This is a genomic window from Pseudomonas sp. FP1154, from assembly GCF_030687245.1.
Lineage (GTDB): Bacteria > Pseudomonadota > Gammaproteobacteria > Pseudomonadales > Pseudomonadaceae > Aquipseudomonas > Aquipseudomonas rhizophila.
The window spans coordinates 3,405,375-3,430,493 of the sequence record NZ_CP117465.1 but is presented as its reverse complement, the minus strand read 5'-3'; the positions used below and the strand labels follow the sequence as shown (position 1 = coordinate 3,430,493).

Here is a 25,119-nt window from a genome sequence, read left to right as displayed (position 1 = left end):
TGGAGTGGCGCCCCCCTATGGATGGTGTGGGCGCGTCGAACTGCTTTAAGCACTATTCCAGATTGAACGCCAGCCGCTCGCGCAATGCCGGGGCAGGTATATCACTCAACCTGCCATCGGGGCCCGCGAGGTCCAGCGCGTGGGCCGCAGCGGCCCCCATTGCGATACAGGGGCCCATTACACGGACACTCGACAGCGCGGCCGCATCGGCGTCGATGCAGCGACCGGCCACGACCAGGTTATCGCTGCCTTGGGCAAGCATGCTGCGCAACGGCACACTGTGAACGTGATCGTCACCAAAGGGCTCCCACTGGTAACCGCTGGTATTGCCGTGCAATTCCACCGGCCAGGAGGTGCGAGCTACCGCATCCGGGAATATCGTCGCCGCCCGCACTTCGTCAGTCGTCAGATGGTGATGTCCGACGATCCAGCGGGTCTGGCGAATACCTGGCAGCGCGTACGCCCGTACCTTGGCCTTGCTGTAGGCCTCGGGGTATTCCGACTTGAGGAAGTTGATGACCTGGTCCACCTGCTGGCGTCCGGCGATCGCGACATGGGAAGCGGCCACCGGATCCAGAGGCGTTTCGATGTGAGTCATGTTGAAGGCTGCGGTGCCACGGCCGGGGAACTGAAAGAACAGTCCGTCGTCGCGTTCGATACCGTAGCTTTTGGCTTTTTGTTTGACCCGTTCGGTGAACTGCGCGCGGGTGGGCAAGTACGCTTCATTGATATGCTCAAGGACGAACATCTGGGTGCCATAGATGGGGGTGTCCGGCTCGCGACAGGCAAGTCCGGCATTCCAGGCTAACGCCGCGTCTCCGCTGGCGTCGATAAAGCCGTTGGCCGCGACACGCACATCGCCGTAGCGGGTGGCCAGTTCCACTTCGCGGATTCGCGGACCTTCGCGCACGACATCGCGTAACACCGCACCGAGCACCACGGTGATCCCGGCGTCGAGCACTTTCTGGCCAATCCATCGACCCAAGGCAACTTCGTCGTAGTAAACAACAGTCGTCAGGGGGCCAATGGCCTGGTGAAGGTCCCCCGAGGCGCCCAGGTCACGCAGGATATCGTCGGCGATTCCGTGGGTCAGCAACCGGCGGTTCGGACCATTGGAGAACAGCCCGCAGAAGGTCCCGATAATTGAGCCGACCGCCTGGCCGCCGAGCATCGGCAAGGCATCGAACAGCACTACGCGTTTGCCGAGCGCAGCGGCCTCCAGAGCGGCGGAAATACCGGAGATACCCGCGCCGGCAATGCATACGTCGACCTGCAAGCGTTGAGCGGTGGGGGCGCTGGTACGGCGTACCGTGCGAATGACATGAGCCATAAAACTACCTTTGAGATGTAAAAAGGGCAGCCGATCCCGAGCCCGATGACCAAGGGTCACGGGAGCGGTTGTTGCGGCTGGCAGATTCCGGTTACGACAGGTCTCGCCTTCGCTCCGACCCGGTCGGGTGTTGCGATACGAACTGATCGGTTTGCAGCTGACGCGGAGTCACTTCAACGGTCCCGGCGTCGGCGTCGACGCGAACCCAATCCCCGGTTTGAATCCGGCTCAACGGGTCTTCGGTGAAGTCGGTCATGGCGGGCGCATGGACGACCACGGCGCCAAGGCCCATTTTTGCGGTCATTTCGTTGAACAACATGGCGCCAGGGGCTACGCCGGCGAGACGGGCGATATGGAACTGCGAGGACCAGCCGGACGAACCTTTGGCGCCGGGAAACACCAGCACTTTGCCGGCGAAACTGATGCCCTTGAGTTCGTGACGGGTCTCGATGACGGTGCCGCTGCGCGGGTCGATACCGCCCCAGCCGGAGATGCGGTCCCGGGTCACCAGGGCCTCGCCTTCGAAACAGCCGCCGACGACCTTGCGGCCTTTGAGGGTGAAGGTTGTGCTCATCTCAATACTCCTTTCCAACGGCCCTCGATGGCGGCCTGGACGCAATCGGCGGTGCTACCGAACCACGCCTGGATACCCATGATCGCCGGCAGGTAGTGCGCCTGTTTGGCCGAATCGACCGCCGCCACCCGCGTGCCCGTGGGAAGTACCTTGCCAATGGCTGAGCAGGTATCGGTCATCAGATGCCCGCCGGCCTGTTCGATGATGCGGGTGTAGCCGGCGACGTCGGCCAGTTGTTTGATCGACGCCGCCGTAAATATCCAGAGCTCGGTATTCGGACTCAGGCGTTGGCCTTCCAGCAATTGGCAGACCTCCCAGATCTGTTCGAGGCTGTAGTGCGGGCAACCGAGCATCACGAAGTCAATCTCGTCATCGCGAGCGGTGATATTGACTTGCTCGTAGGCCCAGCGCCGTTCGGCCTCGCCGAAGCGCATTGCGGCCAGGGGAGGGGACGCGCCAAACGCCTGCTCGCTGGTTTGGGCTTCAGGCGTCACCCCAACCAGGTGATACATCTCCACCCCACCGCTGGAAGCCGCCGCCGCCCCGAAGTGCTTGAGGCGAGCCAGGTTGGGTTGGTGACTCACGCCTTGGATGACCGGGATGCGGTCCTGCACCTGCTCGCCGACCCAGTAGCCGAGCAATCCCCAGTCCGCCGTGGTACTCACGTCTATGTCCAGCTGGATCAGGTGGGTACCGCGACGGTTTTCCTCGATGTGCAGGCCCCAATAGGGGATCTTGCCGGTCAGCATCGCCGCGCCCGTGCTTTCCCGGCCTTCGGCATTGGTGCGGGCACCGAGTACCGAGTTGATATAGATCACCGCAGAGGATTCCATCCATGCGCAGTGTTCGCCTTTTACCGGCACGTTGCCGACCTGATAGGGCGTACAGGTATTCAGGGGTTGTACCCCCAGACCGCTGCTGTAAGCCTGACCTGTTTCATAGATGCGGACCACGTCTGGCGAGATGCCTTGGCGTACAGCATGCCGGGGGTCGATGCCTTGCTGCAGGTGGCTGCTCGGGACCTTGACCCGAGGAATCTTGACCAACTCGGCGCTGTCGAGGTTGAACTCGCTGAACACCGCATCCATGCCGCCATTTTGGTCTGCGTACTGACGCAGAAAGGGCGTGGTGGCTCCGATGGTACCGGCGACATTGCGCGTATCCACCAGACATTGAGCGTCCAGGGCTTCGCCATAGCGCACCAGCAACTCCATGGCTTTTTGCACCGCCGGACCTTGATCGCCAGCGAGCATGGCTTTTTCGTCGTCGCGCAACTTCATTGCGGTTGCTCCCCGGGATGGGTGATATCCAGTGGCTTTATCAACACCGCACCGTGTTCCATGGAGGACACATTGTGGCGGTATATATCCAGCCAGCCACCACCGAACTGGGGGGCCGCAGGTATCCAGCGGGCGCGTCGGGCTTGCATTTGTGTTTCGCTGATATTGGCGTCAAGGGTGTTGAGATCCAGGTCGATGTCGATGATGTCCCCGTCTTCCACCAGTGCGAGGGGGCCACCGACGGCTGCCTCAGGAGCCACCTCCGCCACGACCAGGCCTTTGCACACCAGCCCCGAGAGGTGACCGTCGGTCAGCATTGCCACGTGGTCACCCAGCCCGGCCCCGTCAATGGCGAACACTACCTTCGAGGCGCCACCGCCCATGGCGGGCCCGCCCTGTACACCTGCGCCCCGCATGACCACGACATGGCCGGGCTGAATGCGTCCATCCTGCAACGCTTGGATGGCATCGGCGGAGCGCTCGAAGCAGATCGCGGGGCCCTTGAACTGGCGTGGCTTGCGCGGGTCGATGCCGTATTTGACGATGCCGGCCTGCGGGGCAATGTTGCCGCGCAGCATCACGATGGCCGGTTGCGTGGCAAAGGGAGCGTGCAACGGGCGGATCACCTCGTCGTCACTGACGGTCACCCCCTGCAGGTTTTGCGTCAGGGTTTTGCCGGTGACGGTCAGCACGTCACCGTGCAACAAAGGTTCAAGGCGCTTGAGCAGCCCACGGCCACCCCCCGCTGCTTCCATTTGCTCAATGCTGTGTTCGCCCACTGGTCGTACGCCGACCAGCACCGGTATCTTTTTTCCCAGTTTCCTGAAGAGTTGGTACACGTCCACGTCAATGCCACCTTCAGCCGCCACCGCCTGCATATGTTTGATGGTGTTGACCGAGCCTCCCGCAGCAAGAATTGTCGCAACGGCGTTGGCAAAGGCAGCAGGCGTCAGGATGTCGCGAGGTTTGAGATCTTCCTCGATCATTTCCACAATGCGCTTGCCTGCCTGGTGAACGAAATCGAACATCTGCGGGCTATTTGCTGCAATAGGGGAGCTACCGGGCAAGGCCATGCCCAAGGCTTCACATACCAGATGCATGGAGTTGGCGGTGCCCATGCCCGAACAGACCCCAGGCCCTCTGATGGCGTTGCGTGCCATGCCAGCCAGTTCCTCGACGGGCAGTTTGCCGGTGACCACGTGCATGGAGCTGATGAATACATCTTCGATATCGACGTGCTGGCCATTGTATTCGCCGCTTGGCTGATACCCGCACACTACGATCAACGTCGGGATGTTCAGCCGGGCAGCTGCCATCAACTGACCGGGTACTGTTTTGTCGCAAGAGGCCAGGCAGATCATGCCGTCGAGCTGAGCGCCTTCGACCGCGACTTCGATGTCATTGGTGATGAGGTCTCGGGCGGCGAGCATATAGGCGCCTCCCGCACCGGCACCGGTGATGAAGTCACTGGGCGCGGCCGTACGAATTTCGAAGGGCAGCGCACCGGCATCGCGTATCGATTGCTTGAGGCTGGCAGCGATACCATCCAGATGACTGAAGCAAATCGCCAGGTTCGAGGACGAGTTCACGATGGCGATTTTCGGTTTTTCCAGCTCGCTCTCCTCAATGCCCAAGGCGCGCCACTGGGCGGCGCGCACAGCCCACAAGTAGGATCCGTAGGGGAAATTACTGCGTAGCTTCTTGGGCATGATTCGCTCCGTTGTTTTTATTAGATGTCGATTCGGTTAATTACCTTAACGATCTTGTACCGAGTCTAGGCTTCGACCTAGAATCCGAAAACCTTATTTTACTTATAGATAAAATCCAAAATATGGATATCAAGGACGTCGATCTCAACCTGCTGAAAGTCTTCGATGCGCTGCGCAAAAAGCAAAGCGTGACCCTGGCCGGTGATCTCATGGGGCTTAGCCAGCCAGCCATGAGCTTCGCGTTGGCCAAGTTGCGCACGCTGTTCGATGACCCATTGTTCATTCGCACTTCACGTGGCATGCAACCTACGGCCAGGGCCCTGCAGATCGCTGAACCGGTGCAACGGATTCTGGAGATGGTCAGCAGCGAGGTGTTGCCATCCACCGGTTTCGTTGCCGAACACTCCGAGCGACAACTGGTGCTGTGCATGTCGGATATCGGCGAAATGGTGTTCCTGCCCAGGTTGATGCGGATGCTCGACAGTAAGGCGCCCCAGTTAAGAATCCGTACCCTGGCGTTGTCCTCGGAGCAGTTGGAGGAGGGGCTGGATGCCGGCGAGGTGGACGCGGCAATCGGCTATTTTCCGCGCTTGCTCAATACCTCGATCCGGCATCGCGCGTTGTATCGCCATTCGTTTGTCTGCATCGTTCGTCGTGATCATCCCACCATCGGTGACAGCATGAGCGCCGAGCAATACCAGAGCGCAATGCATGTCGCGGTCCAGCCTGACGGGCGTGGAATGAGTGGACTGGATCGTGAGCTGGCGAGCCACGGCATCACCCGTCGAGTGCGTTTCAGCCTGCCACGGTTTATGGGCGTGCCATTTCTGGTGGCCGAGTCCGACATGATCGCCACTGTACCCTTGGCAGTCGGACGCAGGTTTGCCGACATCACCGATGTGCGCCTGGTGCCGCTGCCTTGGGATATTTGTGGATACGACATTCACCTTTACTGGCATACGCGGTTCCATCATGACCCGGCGAACCGCTGGTTGCGACAATCCTTCATTGAATTGCTCGATGACTTTTCTCCCGCAGACCAGATACAGATTTAATAGGTATCGGAAATAGTTAATTGACATAACTAATATGGCCGGTTAGTTTTTTGCTCACCTTCAAGTTCGCAACAAGAGAGCAGAAGCCATGGAACTCAGGGCGTGAGCAGTGCAGGGCAATATTCAGCCTTTGTCGATGTAGCGATTTTCGATGCGGTGCGCACCCCCTGGGTTGATCTTGGTGGTGCCCTGGCCCAGGTTTCGCCTATCGATCTTGGGATCAAGGTTGCTCGTGAGGTGCTGGCCCGGGCCGGCATCGATCCTATGGCCGTAGACAACGTGCTGGCCGGCTCCATGGCCCAAGCCAGCTTTGACGCCTATTTGTTGCCGCGGCACATCGGGTTGTACAGCGGCGTGGCGCAAACGGTTCCTGCGCTGGGGGTACAGCGCATCTGCGCCACCGGCTTTGAGCTGCTGCGCCAGTCTGCTGAACAGTTGCGCGATGACGTTCAGTTAGCCTTGTGCGTGGCCAGTGAATCGATGTCACGCAATCCGATCGCCGCCTACACCCACCGGAACGGGTTTCGTCTCGGTAGCGAGGTGCAATTCAAGGATTTTCTCTGGGAAGCCCTGTACGACCCGGCCCCCGGGGTGGATATGATCGCCACCGCCGACAACCTGGCGCGACGCTATGATCTGTGTCGCGAGGCGGTGGACCGTTATGCGTGCGACAGTCATCAGCGAGCCTTGCAGGCCCAGCGCGCAGGTGCCTGGTGTGAGGAAATCGTCCCCATCGATAACCAGGTGTTCGAACTGGAAGGCTATCAGCCAAGGGGCATCAGCCTGCCGCGCGGCACCGGTATCGTCACCCAGGACAGCCATCCACGACCTACTGACTTCTCGGCTTTATCGCGCCTGCGGGCGTTACATGTGGGGGGTGTACAAACCGCCGGTAATAGCTGCGCAGTCGTCGATGGTGCGGCGGCGGCCCTGGTAGGACGAGGCTCGGCCTGCACGCGTGTGCCCCTGGCTCGCTTGCTGGCCAGCGCGGTGGTCGGTGTGGCCCCGGAGTTCATGGGCATCGGCCCGGCACCAGCGATCCGTCTGTTGCTGCAACGCAGCGGATTGAGCCTTGATGACATTGCCCGTTTTGAGATCAACGAAGCCCAGGCGGCCCAGGTACTGGCTGTCGCGCAGGAGTTGGAGCTGGATCATACGAAGCTCAACGTCCAGGGGGGCTCTTTGGCCGTCGGGCATCCACTGGCTGCTACCGGCCTGCGGTTGGTCATGACCCTGGCCAGGCAGTTGCGCCAGCACAATCTGCGCTACGGGATAGCCGCAGCATGTGTCGGTGGTGGCCAGGGCATGGCGTTGTTGATCGAGAATCCGACCTGCCACACCTGAGTTTATGCCCGCCCGCAGTGGTGGGGCGGTCTGTTTTATATCCTGACGAGGTGACTTATGTGGAGCTACCAGGCGCCTCTGCGCGATATGCAATTTGTGTTTGAGCATTGGTTGCAGGCGCCCGCCACATGGCGTCGCTGTCAGGCGTTCGATGCGCTTGATCTGCCGTTGGCGATGCAGGTGCTGGAGGAGGCGGGGCGCTTCACTCAGAACGTGCTGGCCCCGTTGAACAGCAGTGGCGATCGTCAGGGTTGCCGTTGGAGGGCAGGCCATGTCAGTACCCCGGACGGCTTTGCCAGTGCCTATCAGGCCTACGTTGACGGTGGCTGGCCAGCGCTGGCTTGTGGCGAGGCGTTGGGTGGACAGGGGTTGCCGCAATTGCTCGATGCCGCGCTGCAAGAGATGCTCTATGCCAGCAACCATGCCTGGGCCATGTACACCGGCATCGTCTACGGTGCGTACCTGTGCCTCAAGAGCCATGGTGCTCCTTGGCTGCAAGAGCGCTATCTGCCCGAGATCGTCAGTGGCCTAACCCTGCCTACCATGTGTTTGACCGAGCCCCAGGCAGGCAGCGATGTCGGCCTGCTGCGCTGTCGCGCCGAGCCTGGCGTAGATGGCAGCTATCGCCTGCATGGTAACAAGCTGTTTATCTCCGGCGGCGAGCACGACCTTACGGAAAATATCCTGCACTTGGTCTTGGCACGCTTGCCCGATGCGCCGTCGGGCAGTCGCGGCATCTCGCTGTTTCTGGTGCCCAAGCGACTGGACGATGGCCAGGCCAACGGTGTGCGCTGCGACGGTCTTGAACACAAGATGGGTATCAAGGGAAGTGCCACTTGCTCCCTGGTGTTCGATGGCGCTCAAGGCTGGTTGATCGGCGAAGCCAATCAGGGCCTGGCGGCGATGTTCGTGATGATGAATTCGGCGCGCTTGCATGTCGGCCTGCAAGGCTTGGGGCATACCGAAGTGGCGTGGCAGAACGCGAGGAAATATGCCGCCGAGCGCTTGCAGATGCGCGCACCGCTGAGACCCGAAGGGGTGCAAGCGCAGGCTGCCGACCCGCTTCACTATCATCCGGCCATGCGCCGGGTGTTGCTGGAGTTGCGCGCTGCCAGCGAAGGCATGCGAGCCATCGGCTATTGGGCCGCCCATTTGCTGGATCAGGCCGAACATGCCGTGGATCCACAGACCCGACAGCATGCCAGTCAACTGGCGCAGCTGTTGACGCCGATCATCAAGGCGTTCTTTACCGAACAGGGTTTCCGCCAAGCCAGCAGCTCCTTGCAAGTGTTCGGCGGTTACGGCTATGTCACCGAGTTCGCCATTGAGCAGACCTTACGTGACAGCCGCATTGCCATGATCTATGAGGGCAGCAACGAAATTCAGGCCAATGACCTACTGCTGCGCAAGGTGTTGGGAGACCATGGCCAGGCGTTTGGCTTGCTGCTGGCGCAGCTGCGCGAAGAGGCGCGGCTGGGTGGCGACTGGGTTGAGTGCCAAGGGTTCGCCGCGGCCCTGGAAAATCTCTGCAACTCGCTGGCGGCTGTGGTCGAGGACGTGGTCGAACGGACACGAGAAGACCGCGAATACCCCTATCGAATCGCAGGGGATTTCCTCCAGTTGTGTGGCGTAACGCTGCTGGCCTTGTCCTGGGCGCGGGCAGCACGGGTCTCCAGGGCATTGCCTGAAACGGATCCGCTACGTGCCGGCAAGTTGCAAAGCGCGGGGTTCTTTTTTGACTACCTGCCGTCCAGGCTGGCACAGCATCTGGCTGCTATCGTTGATGCTCGGTCTACCCTGGCGTTTATCTGAGGGGCGAGGGCGGGGTGTTCGCCCGAGCGCGAGTACTCAAACCCGGATAGGGTCAACCAACCGCTGCGGCCAAGACAACTCAAACAGCAGGCCCGGCTCCGCGCGCTTTGCAGACAGCATCCAGCCATGGGCCCGGGCAATTTCCTGGCAGATCGTCAGGCCAAGCCCCGCGCCATGATCACGGCGATGTGGCCCACGCCAGAAGCGCGTGAACAGGTGCCGCAATTGCTCGCGATCAACGCCGGGGCCCCAATCGCGCACCCTGAGTGCGCCCGCGCTGACGTGCATCCTGACCTCAGTACCGCGGGGGGCGTGTTGAATGGCATTTTCCAGCAGGTTCTTGAGCAACGTGAAGAGCGCGCTTCGATCGGCCTGCCATTGGCCGCCTTCAGGCGTTTCGTCAACCAGAACAAGACGTACGTCGACGGCCTCGGCCATACGCTGCAGATAGCCGCAGGCTTCCCTGGCGACATCGGCTATTTCCACTGTGGCAAAACTGTAATTCTGAACCTCACTGGCTTCGGTCAGGAGCAGCAGTTGCTGGACTTGCCGTGTCATGTGCGCCACATCATCGAGCAGGGCATTGTGCGCGTGACTGTCTTGCATCAGTTCGATTTGCGCGCGAATCAGCGCCAGCGGTGTTTTCAACTCGTGCGCGGCGGTTGCAAGAAACTCCTGCTGGACACGATAACCTCGCTCCAGGCGCGCAAGCGCCTGGTTGAAGCTGGTGACCAGCGGCTCGACCTCGGACGGCACGGTTTTTACCTGCAACCGCGAGTGCAGGGAGCGAGGGGAGATGGCCGCCGCTGACTCCGACACTTCACGCAAGGGTTTGAGGGTGTAGCCCAACGTGAAATAAGCGCAGGCGCCGAAGACGAACAGCAGCACCAGGCTGAACAGCGCGATCCCGGCCCCCATGAATGGCAAGGCAAATCCCCCATGGAGCAAATCCATTAGCCTTTCGCTGGCGGCAAATTGCAGATACCAGGTCTTGCCTTGGTCCTCGACAGCCGCGGTGGCGGCGTACATGACGATGCCTTCACGTTCGAACTTGAATCTCGGTTGTTGCGATGGAGGATTCGATGCGACTGAAGACCAGAACGTCGCGTCGGTGGAGGTCAGGACCACATTGCCCGTTGAATCCAGCACGCGGTGGCCGATTTCCCGCCCCAGGCTATCGAAGGTCCAGACTCGGTCACCCTCGCTGCTGTCGAAGCCGTTGGGCCGGCCAGTGGCATCGAACTGGAGCTTGCCGGCCAGTTCATGGGTGCGCTCGGCGACGTCGGTGGTCAATAAAATATCGCTCTTTGAGGTGACGAGCGCGAGCACCCCTAATGCAATCAGCAGAATACTCAACCCCACGCCGACCACGTAGGCGAGCAGCACCTTGAAGCTGATGCTATTGCGCCACGTCCTCTTGACGAAGGGCATAACCGAGACCTCTGAGGTTGATGATTCGTTGGCGGGAGCCGATGGCAAGCAGCTTGCGGCGGATCCGGTGAAGGGCCACATCCAGTGCGTTAGGCGTCACGGCTTCGCTCAAGCCCCAGCCTGCCGCTTCTATCGCGGCGCGACGCACGATTTCTCCTGGCTTTCGCAACAGCAACAGCATGATCTGCATTTCCGCCGGCGCGAGAGGAATGCTTTGGCCGGCACAACACATGACGCCGGTATCGGGTTGCAGGCTCAGGTCACCATGACTCGGCGCGAGTGGACGACAGTCCACGGGACGCCTTAGCAACGCCCGCACACGCGCGACCATCTCATCCATGGCGAATGGCTTGGGCAGATAATCATCTGCTCCAGCATCCAGGCCTGCGACACGGTCGTGCAGCGCGTCGCGCGCCGTGAGAACAAGGCAGGGCAAGCCATGCCCGGCGTTGCGCAAGCGCTGCAACAAGACGAGCCCGTCGCCGTCCGGCAAGCCGCGATCAAGAATCAGCGCCTGGTAGGGGACCCGCCCGATAGCCGCCCACGCGCCATCGATGCGGTTGACCACATCGACGGCGATGCCGGCGCTCGCCAGGCCTTTGCACACCAGATGCGCCAATCGCTCGTGGTCTTCGACCAGCAGAATACGACTCATCAGAAGCGGTACAGGTAGCCGAAGAGCACGCTGTTTTCAGTAGAACGGTCTACCAGCGGGCTGTCCTTGATCTCATCGGCGAGGCGGGTGGCCTTGACGTCAAGGAACACGGAATGATGGTCATCGAACATATAGTTTCCACGAACGCCAAGTTCGGTATTGAGGCCGGATTTTCCATCATAGGCCGCTCGATCAATGCGAGCTTCACTTTCGCGAACACCAAAATAATAATCAACGTACTTTTGGTCCTGCCATATCGTCGCCACTCGTGGCGTGAGGGTGAGGTGTTCACCCCATTGCCAGGATCTCTCAAGACCCAGGGTGAAGCGCTGGCCCTTGCTGTTGCCCGATACGTCCGCCAGCCACTGGGCGCTGACATCGGCCAAAGGGTTGCGCCACTGCACCTTGGCGCCCGCCCAGAAACCGCCTTTACGATCACTCATGCCATCCAGGAAGCGGGCATCGTCGTCGTCATAACCACTGAAGTCGTATTCACCGACGATGCTCAGATCCAGTTGCTGGGAGTCGTTGATAGTGAAACCCGGCAGCTTGATCTCGGCGGTAGGACCGAATACTCGCACGTAGTCATTTTCAAAGTAGATCAACGGTATGGCCTGACTTTCACGGTCGACGCCCCTGTACGGCTGCTGGCTGCTGACCGCCCCCATGCCAAGTCCCCAGGATGACGTCGACTCGGCGTTTGCTGACTCAGCGGCGAGTGCGGCCATGGATGAGCACAGACCGAGCACCAAGGCTTGGGTGGTGGCAGTCAACCGGGTCGCACTTGAAACGGTAGACGGGGGCGTGCAATGCATGGGGTTCTCCAGATCAATAGGATGAAAGCGACCCTATCGTCGAAAAGTTCTTCTTACTGGACACTTACCCATCAACCGACATCGATCCCTTCCTGGTAAGAGTCGCCAAAGATTCCCTATCCGATAGTGGGCACCGGTGCCCTGCAGCCCTTTGAACAGGCTTGTCAGCCGATTCTGACAAGAATGTCAGCAAGCGGTCAGTTTGCGGACACCTTGATTGTCTAGACTGGCGGAGGGTAGCTACAGGCTACTTTGCAGGCCGTATGCAAAAATAACGCAAATTTGGGTTCCTGTTTGCCCGGTTGTCCCGCTTCCCGAGAGGAGTTACCTGATGCGCTTGCTCATCGTCGAGGACGAAGAAAAGACGTCCTCCTATGTGCATCGTGGCCTGAGTGAGCTCGGCTACATTGTTGATGTGGCGAGTAACGGCATCGATGGGCTGCACTATGCGCTGGAAATGGACTATGACGTCGTGATCCTGGATGTCATGTTACCGGGCAAGGACGGTTACAGCGTGCTGGAGGGTTTGCGCCAGCAGAAGAAAACCCCGGTCATCATGTTGTCGGCCAGGGGGACGGTGGATGATCGCGTTCGCGGGTTGCGCGAGGGCGCTGATGACTACCTTGGCAAACCCTTTTCCTTTGCCGAACTGGTCGCCCGCGTCCAGGCATTGATCCGTCGTCGCACCGCAGACACGGCTGACCTGACCCATCTGCGCATCGACGACCTGGAGGTCGACCTGCAAGCGCGCAAGGTGACCAGGGCCGGGCTGCGGCTGGATCTGACGGCCAAGGAGTTTTGTCTGTTGAGCCTTCTGGCGCGGCACCAGGGAGAGATTCTTTCCAAACTGATGATTGCCGAGCAGGTCTGGGACATGAATTTCGACAGTGACGCCAACGTGGTCGAGGTTGCGATCAAGCGCGTCCGGGCCAAGGTCGATGTGCCTTATTCGCGCAAACTGCTGCATACGGTCCGGGGCATGGGCTATGTACTGGAAAGTCGTGAAGCCGATGCCAGTCAAGGCAGTACCCGGTGATGAAGGGGTCGATAGCCAAGCGGCTGGCATTGATGTTTGCGCTGGCGGTCTTGCTGATCATTTCCATCAGCGCGACGCTGCTGCGCTGCTCATTGAAGACATCGCTCGAAGATCAGATGCAAAACGAGTTGATCCTGCGCCATTCCGTACTTGATCCCGTGCTCACAAAATACGATTCACCGGCATTCTGGGTCGGTTTGCGTGAAAAGCTCGATGGCCTGACGCCCACGGATCAGCGGGTGCGTTATTGGGTCCTGGTTGACGACCCGGCCTACAGCTATGGCGGAGCGATGCCGGACGGCCAGGATTGGTCGAAGCGCCCGGATGGATTTTTCAGCATGGCGATACCTGAACGGGATCGTCCCATGGTGCTGCAAGTCAAGACCATCTCTGCCATGGGTAACCGCCCGGAGTTGCGCTTTATCGTGGGGCTCGATTCAACGCCGTTCATGAAGACCCTGGACCATTTCACCAAGACGCTGATCCTGACTTCGGCGCTGGGCATCGTACTGGTCGCACTGCTGGGTTACTGGATCGCGCGTTTCGGCCTGGGGCCGGTCAGGCGCCTGAGCCGTCAGGCCAACAGCCTGCCGCCGGGTGATTCAAAGCAGCGACTGGACACCGAGGCACTGCCCGACGAGTTACAGGAACTGGCGGTGTCGTTCAACGGGGCCCTGGCTCGCCAGGAGGCCGCCTGGTGCCAGCTCGAAGGGTTCAATGCCAATGTCGCCCATGAGCTGCGAACGCCGCTGACCAACCTGATCGGGCAGACCCAGGTCGCGTTGGCCCACGGGCGTGATGTGGCTGAGCTTCAGGATCTGCTGCAATCGAATCTGGAAGAGCTTGAGCGCATGGGCACCATCGTCAATGACATGCTGTTCCTGGCGGGTGCCGAAAGCGGGCAGCGTGCGACCGAGCTCAGTGATGTCTCGCTCTACGAGGAGGCGTCCAAGACGGTGGAATACCTGGAGCCCGTCTTGCACGACAAACAGTTGGACGTGGTGATCAAAGGCGACATGCGCGTATGCATCGACCGACGCCTTTTTCACCGCTCTTTGGCCAATCTGCTGCAAAACGCGGCGCGATACGCGGTGCCGCAGAGCACCATTACTGTAAGCCTGGAACGTCTTGGCGCGCAGGCCAAGGTAAGTGTTTCCAATGCGGGTGAGCCCATTGACGATGTGCACCTGCAGCGCTTGTTCGAGCGTTTCTATCGCGCCGATGTCGCCCGGGCGCGAAGCGACGCACACCATGGCCTGGGGCTCTCCATTGTGCGAGCTGTGGCGTCCATGCACGGTGGCCGTGTGTTCGCCCACAGCAAGGATGGCTTCAATACCTTCGGATTCTCCCTGACCAGCCAGGCAGCCCGTTAGTCGCCGTCAACCGATGGCCGGCGTGGCTCGCCGGCGTTTGACATCTTCCTGTCAGTCAGCAGTCACCTTGACGTCAGTCACCTCCCCCTAGAGTGCTACGACCATCCCGGTAAAGGACAGTCGTGGAGTCCACTATGAACATTCAAAACGTGTCGATCGCCAGTCTTCTGGCATTCATCACTCTGAGCGGTTTGCCTCTGTTCGCCGAAGAGAAGGCGGATGTGCCTGCCTACGAATATGGCATGCCGCTGGATATCGCCAGGGTCATCCGCATTGAAGAACCGGAGTCGCGGGTGTGCGAGGTCGTGCGCGCAAAGATGACCTACGTGAATACACAAGGGGTCACAGAGCGCGTCAGCTTTCTGAAGCAGTCTGAGGTGTGCGTGCTCCAGTGACCGTTCGGCAGTGCTGGTTCTTCATCCAAATAGAGAGCTCAACCATGTGCATCAGAACAGCAGCAACCGAAACGGGCCTTTCAAATAACCTGAGCCGACTGGTGAAGCTGGCTCGAACACTGACCGTTGGCGCCGTGCTGCTAAGCGCGGTCAGTATCGATGCGTCCAGTCGCGTCGCGCCGAAACCGGACTGGTCGACCCGCGACATGCCTTCCCAGGAAGGTCGAATCGTCCTGATCACCGGCGGCACGAGCGGCATGGGGTACGAGGACGCACTGGCACTGGCCCGGGCCGGCGCCGACGTCATCATTGCTGCGCGCAACCCGGAGCGTGGCGCGCAGGCCATCGCGCAAATCAAAACGTCCGTACCCGACGCCAAGGTGCAGTTCGAGGCCGTGGACCTGGCCAATCTTTCATCGGTGCGCAGCCTGGCCCAGCGTCTCAATCAGAGACTGCCGCGCCTGGATGTGTTGATCAATAATGCCGCCGTCATGGCGCCTCCTGAGCGGGGTACCTCCGCGGATGGCTTCGAGCTCCAGTTGGCGACCAACTACCTGGGGCACTTCGCACTGACCGGCCTGCTGGTGCCGTTGTTACGGCAAAGCCAGGACGCTCGCGTGGTGAGCCTTTCGAGCATCGCCGCGGCTCGCGGAACAATGAACTTCAACGACCTGCAGGCTGAGCAGCAGTACCAACCTTTGGCCGCCTACGCGCAGTCCAAGCTGGCCATCCTGCACTGGACTTTTGCCTTGCAGCAGCGCAGCGAGGCCGCAGGTTGGAACATTCGCAGCATCGCTGCGCATCCAGGCGTCGCCGTCACCGAGTTGGTCGCGCGTGGTCCGGGTCTGAACAGCGAGTTCGGCCAGCGATGGGCCAAGGATCGCGACGTATACCATTCAGCTGCCCAGGGGGCGCTGCCCACGCTGTATGCCGCCACCGCGCCTGAGGCGGTTGGCGGTGCCTACTACGGCCCCACCGGCGACGAGGAAAAACGCGGCCCATTGGGCTTCGCCAGGATGCCGCCGGCCGCCACCCATGAGGCGGATGCCGAACGGCTCTGGACCGTCTCCGAGCGACTGACCGGCGTCACCTACCGCTGATCATGCCTTGGGCACGGCAATCCGTTGCGTGCCCACTCTCTTGCCTGTTGTCGCCTTCCAGGAGTCTCCATGAGTGCGCCTTCCTACTTGCATCGACTGAGCCTTGCCGTGAACGCCCGTGACGATGAGCTGCGTCCGGCGCTGTGCGGGTTCTTGTTGTTCCTCTGCCTCTTTACCGGCTACTTCATGCTGCGCCCGATACGTGAATCGATGGGCATCGCGGCGGGCGTGGAGAATCTGCAATGGCTGTTCACTGCCACGTTCCTGGTGATGCTGGCGGCCGTTCCGTTGTTTGCCTGGGTCAGTTCCCGGGTCCCGCGCCTGCGCCTCGTTGATTGGGTGTACGGCTTCTTCGGGATCAACTTGCTGATGTTCGTTGAATTGTTCGAGTTTCAATCGGACAGCGTCTGGCTCGCCCGTACTTTCTACGTATGGATATCGGTTTATAACCTCTTCGTGGTGTCCGTGGCCTGGAGCCTGATGGCGGATGTATTCGACAGTGAACAGGCCAAGCGGCTGTTTGCCTTCATCGCTGCCGGCGCCAGCATCGGCGGTCTGCTGGGGCCGGCCCTGAGCGCGGCGCTTATTGAGGCCATTGGTGCCTCGGGCTTGATGTTTCTGGCCGCGCTGTTGCTGGGTGTCACATTTGTATTGAAGCGGGCGCTGATGGGCTGGCGCGAAAAGGGCGGGGCTGGGCGGCCTGGTGCGGCACCGACGCAAAGCCCCGGGCAGCCACTGCAGGGCAATCCGTTCAGCGGTTTGACGGCGGTGCTCAGGTCACCCTACCTGTTGGGGATCGCCGGGTTCGTCGTGCTACTGGCGACGGTCACCACCTTTCTCTACTTCGAGCAGGCGCGCCTGGTGGCCGAACATTTTCCGAGTCGTGAGGCGCAGGTCCGGGTTTTCGGCACCATTGACTTCATCGTGCAGGCTGGCGCTCTGGTGTCTCAGCTGTTCATCACCGGGCGCATTGCGCCGAAGCTGGGGGTGCGTGCGTTACTGGCGATCGTGCCGCTGCTCATGTGCATCGGGTTCGTGGGTCTTGCGCTGGCCCCCGGCTTCGCACTGCTTGCCGCCCTGATGATCGTGCGGCGAATCGGTGAATACGCGTTCGTCCGGCCGGGCAGGGAAATGCTCTTCGCACCCTTGGATGCCGAGAGCAAGTACAAGGCCAAGAACTTCATCGACACCGTGGTTTATCGCGGCGGTGATGCGCTGAGCGGTTGGGCCAAGAGCCTGCTCGACATGCTGGGGCAGGGCACTGGCCTGGCGGCTCTGATCGGCGCGGGCTGCGCGCTGCTGTGGGCCTATCTGGGATGGCAATTGGGACAGCATGCCGATAACCAGCAGCAGGCACGGGGAGTGGCCGCCAGCGCCAGCGCCGTCGAAACATAACCCGGAGTACACAAAAGGCCACGCGGCGGGAGTGCGCGGGGTGGTTCATCATCGCATGAGTCCTGCCGGTCATCGCGTTCCCGGAATGCGCTGGAGATCAAAGTTTTATTCTGAAAAGTGTGCAGGCTCAGACGAACTTTCAGCGGTGTTGAACTTAATCGATAAAAGTATATTTCGGTCAGCGAATTAATGGAGGCGAATGCTCGGAAAGAATGCCCGGCAACCCATTGGGTAACGGGCCTATATTGATAATTTTTGTCCACTTGTCAACACGATTACAGCCCTTATTATTGCCTGACTGAGTGAATCGGAAGAGGGTTTTATGGGGCAGGTATTTGAAGGTTGCGTCAAAGTGATCGTTCCTTGTGGTTCATTAGGGGCGGGCGTTCGTGAAGAAGAAATTACTTATGGACTGGTGGCCGGTGCGCAAGCAATTGCCACGGACGCCGGTTCTACCGATAGTGGAGCAGCGTATCTCGCACTTGGAAAATCGAAGAATAACCGCGGGGCGGTCAAACGCGACTTGACGATATTAATGAAGGCGCAGGCCTGGTCCGGGGTGCCGATAATTGTCGGCACGGCAGGACAGGCCGGTGGCGATCTCAACCTGGACTGGACGCGCGATATAGTCCTGGAGGTTGCAGGAGAGTTGGGCGTCACACCAAAGATTGCGCTCATATATTGTGAACAGGACAGGGATACCGTTAAGCAGCTGAACGCACAGGGGCGTATCAAACCGCTGCCGCCTCACGGTGAGCTCGATGACGCTACGGTGGACAGCTGTGAACACATTGTGGCGGCGCTGGGTGTAGAACCGTTCATTGCCGCGCTTGAAACAGGCGCCGATATCATTTTGGCGGGTCGTTCGACCGACACGGCGGTCATTGCCTGTTATCCGATCTGGAAGGGCGCGCCCTGGGGGCCGTCCTGGCATGCCGGCAAAACGGGGGAGTGCGGTGTCCAGTGCGCCGTTAACCCGACATTGGGCTCGGGAATATTGCTCAGCGTTGATGCGCAGGGTTTCGACGTTGAGCCATTAAGTAAAGACAATCAGTGCACGCCCCATAGCGTCTCTGCACACATGCTTTATGAAAATAGCGACCCGTTTCGATTGGTGGAACCCGGCGGTATCCTGAACGTCGCACAAGCGCGCTACCAGAAGCTGAACGAGCGAGCCGTTCGTGTCGTAGGGTCTGAATGGGAGACGATGCCCTACACAATGAAGCTGGAGGGCGCCGCGGCCGGTCTCTATCAGACAATCATGTTAGTGGGTATCCAGGACCCCGATGTACTCAATGATATTGATGGGTTTCATGACCGCCTGCTGGAAGCCCTGTACACCCGGACCCGTCAATCCATCCCGCCGCAGGAGTTGGGAGAGTTTCATATCTCGCTGCGAATGTATGGCTGGAACGGCGTCACCAGCGTAAAACCCCCCGTTGGAACTTTGCCTCCGCCGGAAATAGGCATGCTATTTGTCGCCACAGCAGCGACTCAAGAAATGGCAAATACGATTGCCCAAGCATGCAACCCCTACTTTTTTCACTACCCCAGCGTAATGGGCAAGGAATTGCCTTCTTACGGCTTTGCTTTCACCCCAGCTGATATACCTCGTGGTCAGATTTATGAGTTCAAGTTAAATCACGTAGTGCAATTGGAGGACCCATTTGAGTTGGTGCGTATTCAATGGATCGATCTTTCCGAGTCAACATTGGCTGTGAAGGAGTTGAGTTAATGGTTAAGTTGCGTGATGTATGCCGACATGTTCGATCCAAACAAGCCGGACCGTTCTGGATTACCTTCGATATATTTTTTGACGGGCGTGAAAACTTTGAGCGTTACTCACAAAGTGCAGCACTTTCATCGGCGCAATTCGCAAGGCTCTATGGCACCGATCCGGCACGGGTGAAACATATTCCCGTTGCTGACCTGGAAATGGTCAAGATTTCCTACCCTCGCGCTACGCCGCAAGGCGGGATGGTGGAGCGCGACATGCATGCCGGCCAGCAATACGTACGTTTACTCGACGTCATTCTGGACTGAGAACCGCACGCGTCACCTGGCAACAGGTGATGCCGTCGCCGCCATCGGCGCAGACCCAACCCTGGTGCAGAACAGAGGCAACCATGAGCAATACGACTATTGCGCTGCAACTTGCAGAGTACGCGCATAAATTCAGGCATCAGCGACTGCCCGAAGAGATCATCGCGTTGGTGCGACAGCGCTTCATTGACAGTCTGGCGTGCATATTGGGGGCCTACGGAGCGGCGCCTGTGAATGCCTCTGTGTGTTATGCGGTTGCCAATCCCGCGCAGGCGTCCAGCGTGTTCGGAACAACTGTCCAAACAACGCCAGAGATAGCGGCGTTTGCCAATGGCGTGATGGTCCGTTTCCTGGACTACAACGATGGTTATATGGGGCTGGAGCCGGGCCATCCGAGTGACAATATTCCGGCCTGCCTGGCGCTAGCAGAGGCCGAGGGGGCCACCGGGGCAGAACTCATTTCGGCCATTGTGCTGGCCTATGAGATCCAGATGCGACTGCAGGACGCGGCCAGCCTGAACAAGCGCGGCTGGGACCACGTCAATTACATAAATGTGGCGATGGCCGCGGCGGCTTCCAGTCTGATGAAGCTGGATGTGGCGCAGACCGCACAGGCAATCAATATAGCGTTGAGCGCTCATCTGGCCATGCGCCAGGTTCGCAGTGGATCCCTGTCGGACTGGAAGGGCTGCTCGGCCGCAAACGCTGCACGTAATGCGATCTTCGCTGCCCAGCTGTCGCGTCACGGCATGACCGGCCCGTCGCCGGTGTTCGAGGGGGACATGGGATTCTTTAAATTGGTCTCAGGCCCGTTCGACCTGGATACGGATCGTTTTGGTACGCCCGAGAATGGTGATTACGCTATACGGCGCTCCCTGACCAAGACCTTTCCCACCAACGGTGAGTTGCATACTGCGGTGTGGGCAGCCCTGGATATACGTGCTCGGATTGACGATCTCGACGATATCGCTTGCATCGTTATCGAAACGTCCGAGTTCAATCGTCGAGTGTTGGCAGACACCCCTGAAAAATGGTTGCCCAAAACGCGAGAGACGGCGGATCACAGCTTGCCCTACAACGTGGCCCGGGCGCTGCTCGACGGTGACATCACCATAGACTCTTATTCGCCGGAAAAGATGGCTGATCCCATGGTGGTTGCCCTGATGGGCAAGATCAGCGTGGTGGAGGATGGCGCGCTCACCGCGTTGTTTCCGCGTCATCTTGCCAACCGGGTCAGCGCCACGCTGGTGTCAGGCGAAATCGTCGTAAGCGAGATGATCAGCGGGCCCGGGTCCGTCGAAACACCGATGACCGATAGCGATTTTGAACGAAAATTCAGGAGGATGGCCTCACCTCATCTTGAAGAGTCGGCGCAGGCCAAGGTGCTTGGGTATGTGGCTGAACTTCAACACCAACCCGAATTCACATCGCTGTTTGCGGCCATGGTTGCTTCTGTCTAGTCACTGGCGAGGTGGGTCGCTCGTGGCAGAGTTCCCGTGTACCGAGCGCGGGGGCGAGCGTCATGATGCTGGTTGTATTGCTCGCTGGCGTGGGCTATCCAGCCGATCAATCTTCCGACACCCGCCAGTGCGATTTCCTGCCGATGCAACCCAAGCTTTCTACCGATGAAACTCACCAGGAGAATGAACTCCGGGGGGTATGCGACGAGTTCCGAGGCGACCGAAAAAGCTTTCTGCAACTTGGCAAATTCGGGGTCGCCCTCGAAGGCAGCGGTCAACGCTTTCATCAGATTGGTAGCACGTGGGTCACTGACTGAGTGGACATTAGGTCCGAACCCGATGATGTGCCCCTCCTGACTGTACCGTTGCAATATCGGTTGGGTGGGATCGGTAGCTGTACAGATTTCCTCGATCATCCTGCTGGCGGCTTCGTTTCTGCCATAGGCGATCTTATGACCCCTGGCGGCCGCGAGTCCCGCGATCGCTGCGTAGTAGGGGGTGGCGCCGGTCGTGGCGGCAACGCGAACGCTGTGAGTGGCGTGGTCCAGTTCATGATCGACGCTGAGGATCAGAAGACGCCTGATCAGATCGGCGTGGGCTGGCGGGGCTGCGCAGGCCTGGGTAATGAATTCGTGCAAGGGTTGTGTGCTTGGTTGGGTCGCGCCCACGACCAACGCGGCAAACCATCTCACAACATCGGCGCCGGTGCGTGCATAGCTGTCGATGGAAAGATCGAAGGCTTTGGGGTTCTCCCTTTGAACCAGGGGGAAAAGTGCAATTGCCTTCTCCGGCGCTGACATGTGCTCATAGATCTTCAGCAGTTTGACGCTATCCTTCGGCGCGCGCGGCAGCGACGGTCCGAAGGCCGATGGCACCTGCCACATCAATCCGGCGACCTCCTCGACCGTGGCGTGGTCGGCGAGCTCGACGACGTCGTGCCCCCTGTAGAAGAGGCCGTCATCGGTGATCAATGTAATGGCGCTGTCCGATGACGACGAGCGCTTTGCAGCGTGCCCCGCGGGGCTTTTCACCAAGCGCTGGATGTCTTCGGCCCAATAGCGACGCTTGGGCGTGTTGGCGATCTTGACGGACCGAATGTTCTTCCGGCTGACGTAGGCATAAAGGGTTGGAAGGCTGACCCCCAGCATTCCAGCCGCTTCTTCTGCCGAAAGGTAAAGGTCTTCTTGATCAGGCATGACGGATCCGAACAGGTTGATGGGGGTTTGTACATATTCATTAAATATACCTGCCTTGCGTCAATGTCTACCAGGATATCCATTCCGTCGTGTTTTCAAAGGGAGTCAGCAATGGACGGTCTACACAGAGGGACCGACGGATGTGGGCATTGAAAGCCGACCAGCGTCCCTGAGATATCTTTTCACGAGCACGTTTGCCCCAGTATTTGCGGGATGTTGACGAAAAAAATCAAGATTTACAGGGTTTTCTCCCCTATGTAGATTCCTCGGGAGTGGCCGGTCGTTCACATTGATTTGCTACGACATTGATAAAAAAAACAAGAAAAGGTGATAGGCATGGCTTGGTTAGGTTTCGCAATGGTCATCACGTTTATGGCGTTGATCATCAGCAAGCGACTTTCTGCTGTGACAGCGCTCATCCTCATCCCGATTGCTTTCGGGCTGGCCAGCGGCGCAGGACCGGAGTTGGGCGGCATGGTGATGGAAGGCGTCCAGCAAGTGGCGCCAACGGCATTGATGTTGATGTTTGCAATCCTGTATTTCGCAATCATGTTCGACGCGGGGCTGTTCGAGCCCGCGGTTCGCCGGATTCTGCGTTATGTGGGAAATGATCCCCTTCGTGTGGTGCTCGGCACCGCTTTGCTGTCGTCGGTCATCTCCTTCGATGGGGATGGGGCAACGACGGTGCTGATCGTGACAACGGCGTTTTTGCCGCTCTACCTTCGCCTTGGGATTAACCCGCTCATCCTTGCACTGATGCTTCTGTTGACCAATACGGTCGTTAACATCATCCCTTGGGGTGGGCCGGTAGCGCGGGCTGCCAGCGCGCTGCATCTGGATGTCAGCGAGATATTCCTGGGCCTTGTACCCGCCATGTTTGCAGGTCTGGCCTACGCGTTTATCGTGGCAGTGTGGATAGGCCGCAAAGAGCGACGCCGTTTGGGGTGGACGCCCATGGCAAAGGACACTGTGTCTGAAGAGCTGCCTCTACCCCTTATCGAATCGGCCACGCAAAACCCCAGGCTGTTCTGGGTCAACTTGGCACTCACGGCCGCGCTGATGTACGCCATGGGTACAGGACTGGCACCGTTACCCCTGGTGATGATGGTGGGGTTTTCCCTGGCGTTGCTGATCAACTATCCACGTTTGGCGGAGCAGAAAGCGAGAATCGCCGCTCATTCCGACAGTGTGTTGACGGTCATTGCCCTGATATTCGCTTCAGGGGTCTTCACTGGCATTCTATCCGGCACGGGAATGGTCGATGGGATGTCGGCGCGGATCGTGCAGATGATTCCTGATGGCGGCGGGCAGTACTTCAGCATCATTACCGCCCTTGTCGCGCTGCCGCTTAATTTCCTGCTTTCCAATGACGCGTTCTTCTTTGGGATCTTGCCGGTGCTTGGCGCGGCGGGCGCGGAATATGGTATTGACCCGATGCATATCGCCCGCGCCTCGGTGCTGGGGCAACCGGTTCACGCATTAAGTCCACTCGTTGCCGCTGTTTATCTCATCAGCGGGATTATCCAGCGGGACATGGGCGAGATGCAAAGATACTGCTTGTTGTGGGCAATCGGCAGCAGCCTTACGCTCATAGCAACGGCCATCGTTACAAGAGCAATTATTTAAAGATCCACCTGTATTTCTGCCCTGCTTGTTTAAAGCAGTGCCAGCTCACGCCTGCTCATTGAGAAAATAAAAATAATAATTGAGGTGATCATGAAATCGACTAAAGCCGTCGCAATGACATATCTCGCTACGCTGTTTGCATCGGGCAGTTGTTTTTCTGCGAGTATCAGTTATCCGGATAGATTTCAGCATGAAGGCAAGTTGAATGCTTATCTTCGATCCGCGTACATCAATACGCGAATATCCAACGACCTGATTGAAGACCGCTTCGGCGGGTTCTCGACCGGCTCGGAGTTGGGTGGGGTAGGGGTCGGCGCGATCCTGGACTACAACTCAAACTACTGGGGAGGCTTCGTCGGCTTTGATGCGTCTCTTTACGGTGTGGCAATGATCGATGCCGAGCAGGACAGCCGTGACTTGTTTGATAATGACGATGGTTCTAACGGTGGCTTTGCAAAAGTCGGGCAAAGTTACTTGAAGTTGCGCCACGTCGGCGAGGGATGGAACGCAGACTCACAAATAGGCCGAGGCCGATTTGACGCGGGCACCCTGGTCAGCAATGACACGCGACTCGTGCCGGGTTCCTATCAGGGCGCGCGAGCCCATTTCAACCTGACTGACGTGGGCATCGGCCCGCTACCCGGAACGATGGCTTTCGAAGCAGCTTATATCGATCGAAGTTCTCCGCGGGACAGGCAGGCGTTCGGAAAGCTGCTAAGCCAGTCGGGTGAGGAAATAAGCAACGTCTACACCTATGGGGTCAACTACGATCTAAAGGCCGTTGAGTTGAGCTATGCCCGTGGTGTGTCAAAGGACTTCAATGAAAATACCCGTTATGGCTTGACCCTGCAGGCACCTATCGGTGAAACGGCAGGGGTCATTTTAGACACCCAGTATTATCAGTTCCAAAAAGCGGGACGGCTGTGGGAGCAAGATTGGTCCGCCGGTGACGCGGCCTATGATAAAGAGGCCACGTGGTTAAACGTCAATCTTGGTTTATTGCTCGATAAGTTGCGCCTGGGTGTTTCTTTCTCCGAGACACACGCCGAACTGAGTAATGGCAACCTTGGCTACGCCTACTTCGATCACGCGGATAACGTGGACGGGAGAATGGATGCGTGGACCCGTTCCGGCAACGATTTCAACAATCATGGTGAAAGAACCTGGCAGCTAGGGGCCGAGTACGACCTGAGCGGTATTTCACTCTTGGGGGCGTCATTGGACGGGTTTAAAGTCATGGCGCTCTATAAGCAGGGAAACTTTGACGCCGTGAACCCGTTCAGTGGTCAGAAGACGGATGTTTGGGAAAGGCAAAACGAATACCGCGTTTATTATCGGTTCGATGACAAAGAATACGCCGGCCTTTCCGTGGGATTGATTTATATCGACTACAGAATCGACCAGGATTTTGTTGCGCTTGTTTCCGCCCAGCCGAATAACGTTGTCAATGGCTCAGAAGCCCGGGTGTATCTGGATTATGCGTTTTGACT

21 protein-coding genes are annotated in these 25,119 nt (G+C 59.0%); 13 read left to right on the top strand and 8 right to left on the bottom strand.

Translation table 11 applies throughout. The annotated features are described in order from the left end of the window. Positions 1-52: 52 nt before the first annotated feature. The 4 genes from PSH91_RS15470 to PSH91_RS15455 all read right to left on the bottom strand — a co-directional run bounded on the left by PSH91_RS15470 (position 53) and on the right by PSH91_RS15455 (position 4,893). Positions 53-1,330, bottom strand: coding sequence for an FAD-dependent oxidoreductase (locus PSH91_RS15470; RefSeq protein ID WP_305466086.1), 1,278 nt, complete (start codon positions 1,328-1,330; stop codon positions 53-55). Between the two features lie 91 nt (positions 1,331-1,421). Further along, on the bottom strand, positions 1,422-1,904 hold the full coding sequence (locus PSH91_RS15465) for an aconitase X swivel domain-containing protein (protein WP_047225577.1): 483 nt from the start codon (positions 1,902-1,904) through the stop codon (positions 1,422-1,424). Further along, positions 1,901-3,184 (bottom strand): aconitase X catalytic domain-containing protein, encoded by a 1,284-nt coding sequence (locus PSH91_RS15460; protein ID WP_047225578.1) that lies wholly within the window; start codon positions 3,182-3,184, stop codon positions 1,901-1,903. The genes PSH91_RS15465 and PSH91_RS15460 overlap by 4 nt, the downstream gene beginning before the upstream one ends. Next, positions 3,181-4,893 (bottom strand): dihydroxy-acid dehydratase, encoded by a 1,713-nt coding sequence (locus PSH91_RS15455; RefSeq protein ID WP_173406862.1) that lies wholly within the window; start codon positions 4,891-4,893, stop codon positions 3,181-3,183. Before PSH91_RS15455 ends, PSH91_RS15460 begins: the two co-directional genes overlap by 4 nt. Before the next feature lie 122 nt (positions 4,894-5,015). Here PSH91_RS15455 and PSH91_RS15450 point away from each other — a divergent pair, with 122 nt between their 5' ends. The 3 genes from PSH91_RS15450 (at position 5,016) to PSH91_RS15440 (ending at position 9,104) form a co-directional block, all read left to right on the top strand. Next, entirely contained in the window at positions 5,016-5,948 is a 933-nt protein-coding gene (locus PSH91_RS15450; protein ID WP_047225580.1) for a LysR family transcriptional regulator, read from the top strand. Positions 5,949-6,050: 102 nt separating this feature from the next. Beyond that, positions 6,051-7,292, top strand: a complete 1,242-nt coding sequence (locus PSH91_RS15445; protein WP_188250748.1) for a thiolase family protein — start codon at positions 6,051-6,053, stop codon at positions 7,290-7,292. A 57-nt stretch (positions 7,293-7,349) separates the two neighbouring features. Beyond that, the gene (locus tag PSH91_RS15440) at positions 7,350-9,104 is read left to right on the top strand and encodes an acyl-CoA dehydrogenase (RefSeq protein WP_076384203.1); all 1,755 of its coding nucleotides are present in this window, start codon (positions 7,350-7,352) and stop codon (positions 9,102-9,104) included. A gap of 36 nt (positions 9,105-9,140) precedes the next feature. Here the strand turns inward: PSH91_RS15440 and PSH91_RS15435 are convergent, their stop codons facing one another. Genes PSH91_RS15435 through PSH91_RS15425 form a run of 3 tightly spaced genes read right to left on the bottom strand, consistent with a single transcriptional unit; the run spans position 9,141 to position 12,005 of the window. Further along, positions 9,141-10,535 carry a HAMP domain-containing sensor histidine kinase gene (locus PSH91_RS15435; protein WP_305466085.1) on the bottom strand — a complete coding sequence of 465 codons (1,395 nt, stop codon included), beginning with the start codon at positions 10,533-10,535 and terminating at the stop codon, positions 9,141-9,143. Continuing rightward, positions 10,504-11,190 carry a response regulator transcription factor gene (locus tag PSH91_RS15430; RefSeq protein ID WP_076384207.1) on the bottom strand — a complete coding sequence of 229 codons (687 nt, stop codon included), beginning with the start codon at positions 11,188-11,190 and terminating at the stop codon, positions 10,504-10,506. Before PSH91_RS15430 ends, PSH91_RS15435 begins: the two co-directional genes overlap by 32 nt. Further along, positions 11,190-12,005, bottom strand: coding sequence for a MipA/OmpV family protein (locus tag PSH91_RS15425; protein ID WP_305466083.1), 816 nt, complete (start codon positions 12,003-12,005; stop codon positions 11,190-11,192). Before PSH91_RS15425 ends, PSH91_RS15430 begins: the two co-directional genes overlap by 1 nt. 331 nt (positions 12,006-12,336) lie before the next feature. Between PSH91_RS15425 and PSH91_RS15420 the strand changes: the two genes are divergently transcribed. The 8 genes from PSH91_RS15420 (at position 12,337) to PSH91_RS15385 (ending at position 20,807) form a co-directional block, all read left to right on the top strand. Further along, positions 12,337-13,041: a heavy metal response regulator transcription factor gene (locus tag PSH91_RS15420; protein WP_047225586.1), complete on the top strand. Its 705-nt coding sequence runs from the start codon at positions 12,337-12,339 to the stop codon at positions 13,039-13,041. Further along, the gene (locus PSH91_RS15415) at positions 13,041-14,414 is read left to right on the top strand and encodes a heavy metal sensor histidine kinase (RefSeq protein ID WP_139049836.1); all 1,374 of its coding nucleotides are present in this window, start codon (positions 13,041-13,043) and stop codon (positions 14,412-14,414) included. The genes PSH91_RS15420 and PSH91_RS15415 overlap by 1 nt, the downstream gene beginning before the upstream one ends. Positions 14,415-14,548: 134 nt before the next feature. After that, on the top strand, positions 14,549-14,809 hold the full coding sequence (locus PSH91_RS15410; protein WP_083714399.1) for a DUF2790 domain-containing protein: 261 nt from the start codon (positions 14,549-14,551) through the stop codon (positions 14,807-14,809). Between the two features lie 44 nt (positions 14,810-14,853). After that, positions 14,854-15,909 (top strand): oxidoreductase, encoded by a 1,056-nt coding sequence (locus tag PSH91_RS15405; protein WP_047225589.1) that lies wholly within the window; start codon positions 14,854-14,856, stop codon positions 15,907-15,909. A 69-nt stretch (positions 15,910-15,978) separates the two neighbouring features. Further along, positions 15,979-17,304, top strand: coding sequence for an NTP/NDP exchange transporter (locus tag PSH91_RS15400; protein WP_107322820.1), 1,326 nt, complete (start codon positions 15,979-15,981; stop codon positions 17,302-17,304). A gap of 322 nt (positions 17,305-17,626) precedes the next feature. Continuing rightward, the gene (locus tag PSH91_RS15395; protein WP_305466080.1) at positions 17,627-19,039 is read left to right on the top strand and encodes an acyclic terpene utilization AtuA family protein; all 1,413 of its coding nucleotides are present in this window, start codon (positions 17,627-17,629) and stop codon (positions 19,037-19,039) included. After that, positions 19,039-19,347 (top strand): DUF4387 domain-containing protein, encoded by a 309-nt coding sequence (locus PSH91_RS15390; RefSeq protein ID WP_047225592.1) that lies wholly within the window; start codon positions 19,039-19,041, stop codon positions 19,345-19,347. Before PSH91_RS15395 ends, PSH91_RS15390 begins: the two co-directional genes overlap by 1 nt. Before the next feature lie 83 nt (positions 19,348-19,430). Continuing rightward, positions 19,431-20,807 (top strand): MmgE/PrpD family protein, encoded by a 1,377-nt coding sequence (locus tag PSH91_RS15385; RefSeq protein WP_305466079.1) that lies wholly within the window; start codon positions 19,431-19,433, stop codon positions 20,805-20,807. Here the strand turns inward: PSH91_RS15385 and PSH91_RS15380 are convergent. Then, positions 20,804-22,003 (bottom strand): citrate synthase, encoded by a 1,200-nt coding sequence (locus PSH91_RS15380; protein ID WP_076384217.1) that lies wholly within the window; start codon positions 22,001-22,003, stop codon positions 20,804-20,806. The two genes, PSH91_RS15385 and PSH91_RS15380, sit on opposite strands and share 4 nt — an antisense overlap. A gap of 336 nt (positions 22,004-22,339) precedes the next feature. Between PSH91_RS15380 and PSH91_RS15375 the strand changes: the two genes are divergently transcribed. Further along, entirely contained in the window at positions 22,340-23,629 is a 1,290-nt protein-coding gene (locus tag PSH91_RS15375; RefSeq protein ID WP_047225594.1) for a CitMHS family transporter, read from the top strand. 90 nt (positions 23,630-23,719) lie between these two features. Beyond that, entirely contained in the window at positions 23,720-25,117 is a 1,398-nt protein-coding gene (locus PSH91_RS15370; protein ID WP_305466077.1) for an OprD family outer membrane porin, read from the top strand. The last annotated feature ends 2 nt before the right edge of the window (positions 25,118-25,119 follow it).

Coding starts and splice junctions, on each gene's coding strand:
- PSH91_RS15455 (WP_173406862.1), bottom strand. CDS start 4,893: ATGCCCAAGAAGCTACGCAGTAATTTCCCCTACGGATCCTACTTGTGG.
- PSH91_RS15390 (WP_047225592.1), top strand. CDS start 19,039: ATGGTTAAGTTGCGTGATGTATGCCGACATGTTCGATCCAAACAAGCC.
- PSH91_RS15435 (WP_305466085.1), bottom strand. CDS start 10,535: ATGCCCTTCGTCAAGAGGACGTGGCGCAATAGCATCAGCTTCAAGGTG.
- PSH91_RS15460 (WP_047225578.1), bottom strand. CDS start 3,184: ATGAAGTTGCGCGACGACGAAAAAGCCATGCTCGCTGGCGATCAAGGT.
- PSH91_RS15400 (WP_107322820.1), top strand. CDS start 15,979: ATGAGTGCGCCTTCCTACTTGCATCGACTGAGCCTTGCCGTGAACGCC.
- PSH91_RS15370 (WP_305466077.1), top strand. CDS start 23,720: ATGAAATCGACTAAAGCCGTCGCAATGACATATCTCGCTACGCTGTTT.
- PSH91_RS15425 (WP_305466083.1), bottom strand. CDS start 12,005: ATGCATTGCACGCCCCCGTCTACCGTTTCAAGTGCGACCCGGTTGACT.
- PSH91_RS15385 (WP_305466079.1), top strand. CDS start 19,431: ATGAGCAATACGACTATTGCGCTGCAACTTGCAGAGTACGCGCATAAA.
- PSH91_RS15450 (WP_047225580.1), top strand. CDS start 5,016: ATGGATATCAAGGACGTCGATCTCAACCTGCTGAAAGTCTTCGATGCG.
- PSH91_RS15375 (WP_047225594.1), top strand. CDS start 22,340: ATGGCTTGGTTAGGTTTCGCAATGGTCATCACGTTTATGGCGTTGATC.
- PSH91_RS15395 (WP_305466080.1), top strand. CDS start 17,627: ATGGGGCAGGTATTTGAAGGTTGCGTCAAAGTGATCGTTCCTTGTGGT.
- PSH91_RS15405 (WP_047225589.1), top strand. CDS start 14,854: ATGTGCATCAGAACAGCAGCAACCGAAACGGGCCTTTCAAATAACCTG.
- PSH91_RS15420 (WP_047225586.1), top strand. CDS start 12,337: ATGCGCTTGCTCATCGTCGAGGACGAAGAAAAGACGTCCTCCTATGTG.
- PSH91_RS15380 (WP_076384217.1), bottom strand. CDS start 22,003: ATGCCTGATCAAGAAGACCTTTACCTTTCGGCAGAAGAAGCGGCTGGA.
- PSH91_RS15430 (WP_076384207.1), bottom strand. CDS start 11,190: ATGAGTCGTATTCTGCTGGTCGAAGACCACGAGCGATTGGCGCATCTG.
- PSH91_RS15410 (WP_083714399.1), top strand. CDS start 14,549: ATGAACATTCAAAACGTGTCGATCGCCAGTCTTCTGGCATTCATCACT.
- PSH91_RS15470 (WP_305466086.1), bottom strand. CDS start 1,330: ATGGCTCATGTCATTCGCACGGTACGCCGTACCAGCGCCCCCACCGCT.
- PSH91_RS15415 (WP_139049836.1), top strand. CDS start 13,041: ATGAAGGGGTCGATAGCCAAGCGGCTGGCATTGATGTTTGCGCTGGCG.
- PSH91_RS15465 (WP_047225577.1), bottom strand. CDS start 1,904: ATGAGCACAACCTTCACCCTCAAAGGCCGCAAGGTCGTCGGCGGCTGT.
- PSH91_RS15440 (WP_076384203.1), top strand. CDS start 7,350: ATGTGGAGCTACCAGGCGCCTCTGCGCGATATGCAATTTGTGTTTGAG.